The organism is Bacillus sp. LR_5, assembly GCF_042709275.1.
This window is the reverse complement of sequence record NZ_JAVAXX010000268.1, coordinates 1-8,770: the sequence shown is the minus strand read 5'-3', so window position 1 is coordinate 8,770 and position 8,770 is coordinate 1. Positions and strand designations below refer to the sequence as shown.

At 43.0% G+C, this 8,770-nt stretch carries 9 protein-coding genes; 2 read left to right on the top strand and 7 right to left on the bottom strand.

What is annotated here, in order from left to right:
- The 4 genes from ychF to RAC86_RS31080 all read right to left on the bottom strand — a co-directional run.
- A partial coding sequence (ychF, locus tag RAC86_RS31095; protein WP_377886386.1) for a redox-regulated ATPase YchF occupies positions 1 to 1,074 on the bottom strand: 1,074 nt, incomplete at its 3' end.
- 126 nt (positions 1,075 to 1,200) lie between these two features.
- Positions 1,201 to 3,204, bottom strand: coding sequence for a molybdopterin-dependent oxidoreductase (locus RAC86_RS31090; RefSeq protein ID WP_072565608.1), 2,004 nt, complete (start codon positions 3,202 to 3,204; stop codon positions 1,201 to 1,203).
- A gap of 50 nt (positions 3,205 to 3,254) precedes the next feature.
- Positions 3,255 to 3,461 (bottom strand): DUF951 domain-containing protein, encoded by a 207-nt coding sequence (locus tag RAC86_RS31085; protein ID WP_003219236.1) that lies wholly within the window; start codon positions 3,459 to 3,461, stop codon positions 3,255 to 3,257.
- Positions 3,462 to 3,554: 93 nt separating this feature from the next.
- On the bottom strand, positions 3,555 to 4,571 hold the full coding sequence (locus RAC86_RS31080) for a YkvI family membrane protein (RefSeq protein ID WP_014115892.1): 1,017 nt from the start codon (positions 4,569 to 4,571) through the stop codon (positions 3,555 to 3,557).
- Positions 4,572 to 5,141: 570 nt separating this feature from the next.
- On the opposite strand from RAC86_RS31080, the gene yyaC reads away from it, so the two are divergent.
- On the top strand, positions 5,142 to 5,759 hold the full coding sequence (yyaC, locus tag RAC86_RS31075) for a spore protease YyaC (RefSeq protein WP_072565609.1): 618 nt from the start codon (positions 5,142 to 5,144) through the stop codon (positions 5,757 to 5,759).
- A gap of 38 nt (positions 5,760 to 5,797) precedes the next feature.
- Here the strand turns inward: yyaC and spo0J are convergent, their stop codons facing one another.
- Together spo0J and soj are read right to left on the bottom strand one after the other, a co-directional pair.
- On the bottom strand, positions 5,798 to 6,646 hold the full coding sequence (gene spo0J, locus RAC86_RS31070) for a stage 0 sporulation protein Spo0J (protein ID WP_072565610.1): 849 nt from the start codon (positions 6,644 to 6,646) through the stop codon (positions 5,798 to 5,800).
- A complete protein-coding gene (soj, locus tag RAC86_RS31065; protein ID WP_003219244.1) occupies positions 6,639 to 7,400 on the bottom strand; it encodes a sporulation initiation inhibitor protein Soj in 762 nt (253 codons plus the stop codon). Before soj ends, spo0J begins: the two co-directional genes overlap by 8 nt.
- Positions 7,401 to 7,643: 243 nt before the next feature.
- On the opposite strand from soj, the gene RAC86_RS31060 reads away from it, so the two are divergent.
- Positions 7,644 to 8,084, top strand: a complete 441-nt coding sequence (locus tag RAC86_RS31060; RefSeq protein WP_072566798.1) for a PH domain-containing protein — start codon at positions 7,644 to 7,646, stop codon at positions 8,082 to 8,084.
- Between the two features lie 49 nt (positions 8,085 to 8,133).
- Here RAC86_RS31060 and RAC86_RS31055 read toward each other — a convergent pair.
- On the bottom strand, positions 8,134 to 8,770 hold a 637-nt coding region (locus RAC86_RS31055), incomplete at its 5' end, for a ParB/RepB/Spo0J family partition protein (RefSeq protein ID WP_377886384.1).

Below are 8,770 nucleotides of genomic sequence, written 5' to 3'. Positions count from 1 at the left end.
GTCTCCGTCTTGAACAACGTACTCTTTTCCTTCGAGACGGACTTTTCCTGCTTCTTTCGCTCCTGCCATACCGCCGCCCGCAAGAAGATCCTCATAAGCAACAGTTTCAGCACGAATGAAGCCGCGCTCAAAGTCACTATGAATAATTCCTGCACACTCAGGGGCTTTCATGCCTTTTTTGAATGTCCAAGCTCTGACTTCCTGTTCTCCGGCTGTGAAATATGTTGCAAGGCCAAGAAGGGAGTATGATGCTTTGATCAACTGATCAAGCCCTGATTCTTCAATGCCAAGCTCTTCAAGGAACATTTGCTTTTCATCGCCTTCAAGCTCGGCGATTTCGGATTCGATTTTCGCACAAACAACGATAACTTCTGCATTTTCGCCGGCAGCGTACTCGCGAATCTTCGCTACGTTTTCATTGCCAGACGGATCAGCTACTTCATCTTCACTTACGTTTGCAACGTACAAAATAGGCTTCGAAGTCAGTAAATGAAGCTGCTTCACAAGCTTTTGCTGCTCTTCAGTGAACTCAACAGAACGAGCAGGCTTTTCACTCTCAAACGCTTCTTTCAGTTTAGACAGAATCTCAAACTCAAATACAGCTTCTTTATCTTTTTGCTTCGCAAGTTTGCTGACGCGTGTAATCCGCTTTTCAACTGTTTCCATATCAGCGAGGATCAGCTCAAGGTTGATCGTTTCAATGTCATCAATCGGATCAACTTTTCCAGAAACGTGTGTAATGTTGTCATCAGAAAAAGCACGGACAACGTGGCAAATTGCATCAACCTGGCGAATGTGAGAAAGGAATTTGTTACCGAGTCCTTCTCCTTTAGACGCACCTTTTACGATCCCTGCAATATCAGTGAATTCAAAAGCAGTCGGCACAGTCTTCTTCGGTTTGACCAGCTCAGTCAGCTTTTGCAAACGATCATCAGGTACTTCTACAATTCCCACGTTCGGATCAATTGTACAGAACGGGTAGTTGGCTGATTCGGCACCGGCCTGTGTAATTGCGTTAAATAGCGTTGATTTCCCGACGTTTGGCAAACCAACAATTCCAGCTGTTAAAGCCATTCTTTCATCTCCTCTATATAAAACCGTCATTGTATAAACGTATTTTGAACCTAGAGCAATTATAAGGAGGTTCACTGGAAAAGACAAGCTGACAAAAAAGCATTTTCAGCCTGCCAATCCCTTTGGTTACGCTTTTTTCAAGCCTACTAAACAGTCAAAAAGCGTGCTTCCCATTCCATTATCAGAATTTGTATCATTTGTCAGTGCATTGACTGAACCTCCAAAAGCCGCCCACATGCCTTCATCTATATTAATCGTCTGCGGGTGAGCCTGCTTCATCACTTTCACCTTGCCCGTCAAGCGCCCGCGGTCATTAAAGATGGCAACCTCGTCTCCGTCCTGAAGGTTCTGCTCCACCGCTATGTCTGGAGAAATATCGACTTGAATATGCTGAAGCTTTTCAATAAACGGCACATGCTGAGAATGATTAGAACGCTGCGGATGAATGGACAACAGCGTGTAAGGATACTTTCCAGCTAAATCCTCATTATGGAAAGCAGATTCTTCGGGCACATTTAATTGAAGCAAGCCGCTAAACCCTTTTTCCTCAGCTAGCGACGAAGTAAATTCAAATTTTCCGCTCGGCGTCAAAAACTGATAGTCATCCCACGGCACTTGCTTGACTGGAAGAGGGAGATGGCCTTTTTCTTTCAGTCGCTCTAGCGTCACATCCTCTGCCTCCAATGAAGAAAGCCCCATTTCCAAAAATTCTTCAGTGCTGTGTTCAAACAACTCTCCAAATCCAAGGCGTTTTGCAAGCTCTGACCAGATCCAGCTGTCCGACTTCGCTTCACCCTGCGGCTCCACAAGCTTTTTCCCGTATTGAACGTAATGGTGATACATGCTGGAATAGTAGATATCCTCTTCTTCAAAAACAGTGGCTGTCGGCAAAACATAGTCACATAGCTTTGCCGTATCCGTCATGATAGAATCAATCGCTACCGTCATCGGAACCTTTTCAAACGCTTGTCTCACTTTATGTGTGTTTGGCACCTGAGTCAACGGGTTTCCGCACGTCACGATAATCATCTCGATCGCTGGATCAGCAGCCGTCAGTACCTCTTCAGCCTGCGTCATCATTGAAAACGAACGTGATGTTGTTTTTAACTCCGGGAGCGTCAGCTTCGTTTTCGCAAAGCTCTCACTAATTTGGACATTCCCGAAATTCGCGCCGCCGCCTTTAATTCCGACATTTCCGCTTGCCGCAACGAGTGCATCAATCCATCGAATCGTTCCGCCCCCGTTTTTATAGCGCTGCATACCAAGCCCCATAAAAGTAGACACCGGGCCATCGGCATACAAACCGGCCAGATACTCCAGCTCCTCCATAGAAGTTTCTGTTTTTACAATAAACTCTTCTAGAGAAACGGTGTTCAAAAGCTCTTTTACATCATCAAAACCGACAGAGTGCTCAGAAATAAATGTCTCATCCGTTCTCCCTGTCTCAATCAGAACCTTCAAAACAGCTGCCGCAAGCCAGCCATCCATTCCCGGCTTTACAGAGATATAGCGGTCTGCAAGCTTGGCAGTCGGATTGAAGATCGGGTCAATCACAGTAATTGTGGCGCCCTTTTTCTTCACCTGCTGCAAGTGATGGTATAAGTGCATATTCGTTCTGGATACATTTCTTCCCCACACAACAACATGTTTGCTGTTGTAAATATCAAGCGGGCCGTGCCCATACGAACGGCCGAAATCCCAGCTTTGTGCCTCGATACCGGAGCCCCAGCATATGCTTCCGACGATTTCAGTCACGCCGCCATATCCATTAAAAAAACGCTGGTCTAGCGCTTTTAACAAACCGTTATTCGCATAATCGTGGCTGTGCAAAACAGCAGTTGTCTCCGATTTTTCCTTGATCTCCCGAAGTTTGCCGGCAATTTCATCAAGTGCCTGATTCCAGGAAATTCGCACAAACTCACCATTTTGTTTTTTCATCGGATAGCGGAGCCGCTGAGGCGAATTTGTTTTTGTCTCAAGCATTCTGCCGCGGCCGCAGATTTTGCCTTCCGTAATCGGATGGTTCGGATCTCCGTCCACCTTTGTTACCTTTCCGTCTTCAACAGTCACCAAAAAGCCGCAGCTGTCCCAGCAATTCAGCGGACATGCTGACTGATGCACTTTGCTCATCGCCGTCTTCTCCTTACCTTCTATATGAAAAAGCATGAGTGCCGGCCTTTTTACGAAGTAGGCTCCTCATGCTTGACAAGTACTTTTTTTAGTTTTCTTTCAAATTCTTTTCTCGGAATCATTACACTGTGAGAACATCCCTCACACTTAATTCGAATATCCATTCCCATGCGTATAATTTTCCAGCTGTTCGCTCCGCATGGATGCGGTTTTTTCATTTCTACGATATCATTCAGGCCAAAGTCTTTATCCGCCAAGACCCTTCACCTCTTTTCATAAACTGCTGTATCTATTGTACAAAAAAACTGATCATAAGAGCAATCAAGATATCTGAAAAGAAAGGTATCCTCTTATTTCCATTTGCTCAAAATAGGATATAACAGCAGACAAACTAACAAATATAAATTCAGCATTCCGTATATCGGATACAAGAACGCGATCAAATCAGAAAACCCGAAAGAGGTAAATGGCACCATTAACACTAACAGAATCAACACAATCATCCATCTTGGCATATGAACAAACGCCATCAGCCGGCTGGACAGCCCCAGCAAACCAGCTACCGTCGTCGTGTAAATCGCCAGACAAAGCACCGCCGTCATACATAAAAAAAGGAGATAAGGCGCCCCCTCCAAAACGGCAAACAACGGTATTTCAAACTGGGAAAGGGAGCCCGCCAACTCCACTAACGTTTCATTATAAACAAAAGAGATCACACCAAAAATAAGTCCGCTTGCCACACTGGCGATTTTCGCTTCTCCGAGTCCTTTCATTTCTTTCCCAACGGAGGATAAAATCGCGACAACTGAAAGAATATTTAAAGAGGTAAACGTAATGCTCGCAGGCCAGTTATACTGCCGAGTCAAATCAATCGTCCACGTATGATGATGGGTGCTCTGAAAGGAGATCAGCGCATACAGCAGCCCTGCTACTAAAACAGGTATTAAAAAACCATTTACTGATAATATTCCTTTCACATCCCAGAAAAACAAACACACGGTCACGATACAAATCAGCGCGATTCCCCACCAGAAAGGAAGCTTGTACATTTGCAGGGTCACACCGCCTCCGGCAATCATCACCATAGTCGTCGAAAACAAATAAAAAACGATGAGGACATCATAAATTTTCGCCAGCCATGGTCCCATCAAATGCTCCAGAACCGGCAGAAAATGAGTGGATTGAACCTTAAAACTGATTTTCATCACAATATAAGACGAGAAAATGAACATGATTGTAAACAGCACAATAGCAAGTCCGCTTTCCGCCCCAAAAAACTGCCAAATCTCCTGACCGCTCGCATATCCGGCTCCGATCAGGCTCCCTAATATGAGCAGCATCCACTTCATTCCGGCTCTCCACAACATCATCACCTCATAGCACAGAGTTCAGCTTGTTCCCGTTATTGTTACTATATAAATAACTGAAAGCAAACATGCCATATTTTCATAGACATTGACCACAAGGTGAAATTATCATACAAAATACACATAAAAAAGACTGCCAATGAAGGCAGTCTAAAACGGGATATTAATTTGTCAGTGGAAATAAGGTAAGAACCTCTGTATGCATCTTCCCCCCGATATCCTATGCTGCCGAAATAGATAATGTATTGTATGACAAGAAACAGACGGATTGAAATCACTTCTGATCCCAGAATCCTAAACTTTGTCGGTATTGCCCTTCCAATGTAGACATCTATGCATTTTCAACTGTTTTGTAAGCAGACCACAGCTTGATCATAATAGAGGCATTGGAGCACAATACTTATAACCAACCCCTCTAAGCACTCATATCAATCCTCTATTTTTGAAAATATCCGGTGTCATACACAAAGCATAAAAAATCATACTGCTGGATATACTGTAAACAACCTTACATAACTAGGCACACACCATAGCAATTCTGTTACCTACTATAACAAGGAAGTGAAACCTATGAATCGAAAAGGCGGGCTTTTTTCCTCTCAGGAACGAGTAAAGCAATATGTTTCACATACAGATGCAGCAGCAGCAAAACAAATCCAAACCATCCTTTCTTCATCCTTACGTAAAGCTGCCGGCAAACCAATTGTCGTGGTTTGTATCGGAACAGACCGTTCAACCGGTGATTCATTAGGCCCGCTCGTAGGAATGAAACTCAAACAAATGCCACTCACCAGATTCCATGTCTATGGAACCCTATCTGATCCCGTCCATGCTGTGAACATGAAGGATAAAATCAATGACATTCAAAAATTACATAAAAACCCATTTATTGTAGCAGTCGATGCATGCTTAGGACGCGTTAAAAGTGTAGGATCGTTTCAAATCGGAGAAGGGCCATTAAAGCCTGGGGCTGGTGTGCAAAAAGACCTTCCTGAAGTGGGAGATCTTCATATTAACGGAATTGTGAATGTGAGTGGTTTTATGGAATACTTTGTATTGCAAAATACAAGGCTACACTTAGTCATGAATATGGCAAATGTTCTTGCAGAAGGATTGAGGTTAACAGATCGAACAGAGTGGAGGCAGGAACGCCTTAACCCGCTGCAAAGGCTCACTGGACGAATATAAAACAAAAACCATCTTCGCTTGAAAGATGGTTTCTTTATTTATGATTCTCGTTCAGACAAAAGTTCTAAAATCCGGTCAAGATCTTCATTAGAGAAAAATTCGATTTCGATTTTACCTTTTTTCTTTTGTCTTTTAATATTAACCGTTGTTCCAAAATAATTTTGGAGATAAGATTCCCGTTCTTTTAGAACCGCGTCTTTCACAGGTTCTTTTTTCTTTGTTTCACGTGAAACATTCTCATTTAACTGCTGAATCAGCTGCTCAAGCTGGCGAACATTGAGCTGCTCCGCAATCACTTTTTGTACAAGTGGTTCAAGCTTATTTTTGTTTTTCAGGCCAAGAAGTGTGCGTCCATGCCCCATGGAAAGCGTCCCATCGGCAATAAGCTGCTGAATGTTTTCTGGCAATGTCAGCAATCTTAAATGATTCGCAATATGCGGTCTGCTTTTCCCAAGACGTTTGGCAAGCTGTTCTTGCGTGAGATCCAAGTGTTTCAGCAAGGAGTCATAGGCCTGAGCCTCTTCAAGCGGCGATAAATCTTCACGCTGAAGGTTTTCCAATAAAGCAATTTCTCTCATTAAAGCCTCTGATAATTCACGGACAATCGCCGGAACTGTGTCTAAACCCGCCAGCTTTGCCGCTCGAAAACGCCGTTCCCCCGCAACAATATCATAGCCTTTTAAAGATTTTCTGACGATAAGAGGCTGAAGAATGCCATGCTGCTGCACAGATTCTTTTAGTTCAGCTAATGCCTCGTCGTCAAAGTGTTTTCTTGGCTGATAAGGATTAGGGCGTAAATCGGCAACTTTAATTTCTTCAACTGTCTCTTCAGACAAATCGACCTGATTAAACAACGCATTAATCCCTTTTCCAAGGCCTTTAGCCATTCGCAGCCACTTCCTTTGCTAAATCTAAATATACTTCCGCACCTCTTGACCGCGGATCGTATAAAATGATGGGTTTTCCGTGACTCGGTGCCTCGCTCAGACGGACATTACGCGGAATAACCGTCTTATATACTTTATCTCTAAAATATTTTTTAACCTCTTCAATGACTTGAATACCGAGATTCGTCCGGGCATCAAGCATTGTCAGCAATACACCTTCAATCATTAAATCAGTATTCAAATGCTTTTGCACAAGACGTACTGTATTTAATAACTGGCTGAGCCCCTCCAGGGCGTAATATTCGCACTGTACAGGAATCACAACGGAATCTGAGGCAGTAAGCGCGTTAATCGTCAGCAGCCCCAATGACGGCGGACAATCAATGATAATATAATCATAATTCTGCTTTACTGCTTCAAGCGCCCTCTTCAGTCTCACTTCTCTTGAAATCGTCGGAACCAACTCGATTTCAGCTCCGGCAAGCTGAATGGTCGCAGGAATCACGTCCAAGTTCTCTACTGTCGTTGCTTTAATAATATCTATTACATCTGCATCATCTACTAAAATATCGTACACACACTGCTCTACATCGGCTTTTTCAATCCCTAATCCGCTTGTCGCATTCCCCTGCGGATCAATATCTACCAGCAGAACCCTTTTCCCTATGTAAGCTAAGCATGCCCCAAGGTTGACAGACGTCGTTGTTTTGCCCACTCCGCCTTTTTGGTTCGTAATTGCTATGATTTTTCCCACGATGTCACCTACTTTCACATGAACATGTACTATCTTGCTTCTATTCTATCAAAAAAAGATTAAAGCGTTTCATTTTTTTCATCATTTTGTTCCGATTCAGAAGGGAAATAATTGAAAATTCAAGCTTGTCATATGCTTTCTCTTATAAATTCTGCAATTTCTATGTTTTTTTGACTTAAAAAAGGAATTTCCTAAAGAAAAAAAGAAGAAGTTACAGTGCAGAACGTACAGGACGGTGAGAATATGGTTTATAAAACAAAGAGAGATATACCCGTTACGCTGATGATTGTGTTCCTTATATTACTGATACAAGCAGATGCCATCGTTCCTTTTGTGATGGGAAATGTGAGGGTTTCAGGCTGGATCATTTTTACTCTGCTGACTCTTTTAAATGTGCTCATCATTTGGAGCTTTATTGATCTGAAATATGTATTAAGGGAACATCATCTGATCATTAAAGCCGGACTGATCAAACATCAAATTCCTTACGAAAAAATTGACAAAGTGGTTCAAAAAAAGAAGCTGTGGTCAGGTTTTCGTCTAATTGGCTCCCGTCATGCCATCACGATATATTATCAGGGAGGCTGGGGACATGCAGTGATTTCTCCGCAAAATACTGAAGAATTTATCCACAAGCTCAGAGAAAAGAATTCTAATATAATATTATCCACTAAAAGTAATTAATTTCCTTTTACAATAAAAATAAAAGCTCTCCTGCTTTTCAGGAGAGCTTTTATTTTGGTATGCGAATCGTTAATTGAATATATTCTTCAAATTCTTCTTCTTCCGTATTCAATTTTACACCGCTGTCTTCAACCATTGATAGTGACTGGCGAATCGTGTTCATTGCAATTCTTGTATCTCTGCTGAATGCTTTGCGTCTCGGCTTTGGTTTTCTCTGGCCTTGCTCCAGCATTTTCACCACGCGGTCTTCCGTCTGCTTTACATTTAAACTTTTCTCAATAATCTCTGTGAGCAGTGTGACTTGGAGCTCAGGCTGCTTCAGCGGAATCAGCGCTCTGGCATGACGCTCAGTGATTTTCTTCTCCATAATCGCGTCTTGGACCGGCTGAGGCAGCTTTAATAACCGCAGCTTATTCGCAATTGTGGATTGCCCTTTTCCTAAACGCTGTGCGAGTGCTTCCTGTGTTAAGTCATGCAGCTCAAGAAGCCGAGCATAGGCATGCGCTTCCTCAATAGAAGACAGTTCTTCCCGCTGCAAGTTTTCAATTAACGCCACAGAAGCGGTTTCCGTGTCGGAAAAATCCTTAATAATAGCCGGAATCTTTTCCCACTCGAGCGATTGTACCGCTCTCCAGCGTCTTTCACCTGCAATGAGTTCGTATTGGCCCTCTTCTTCTGTATGCCTG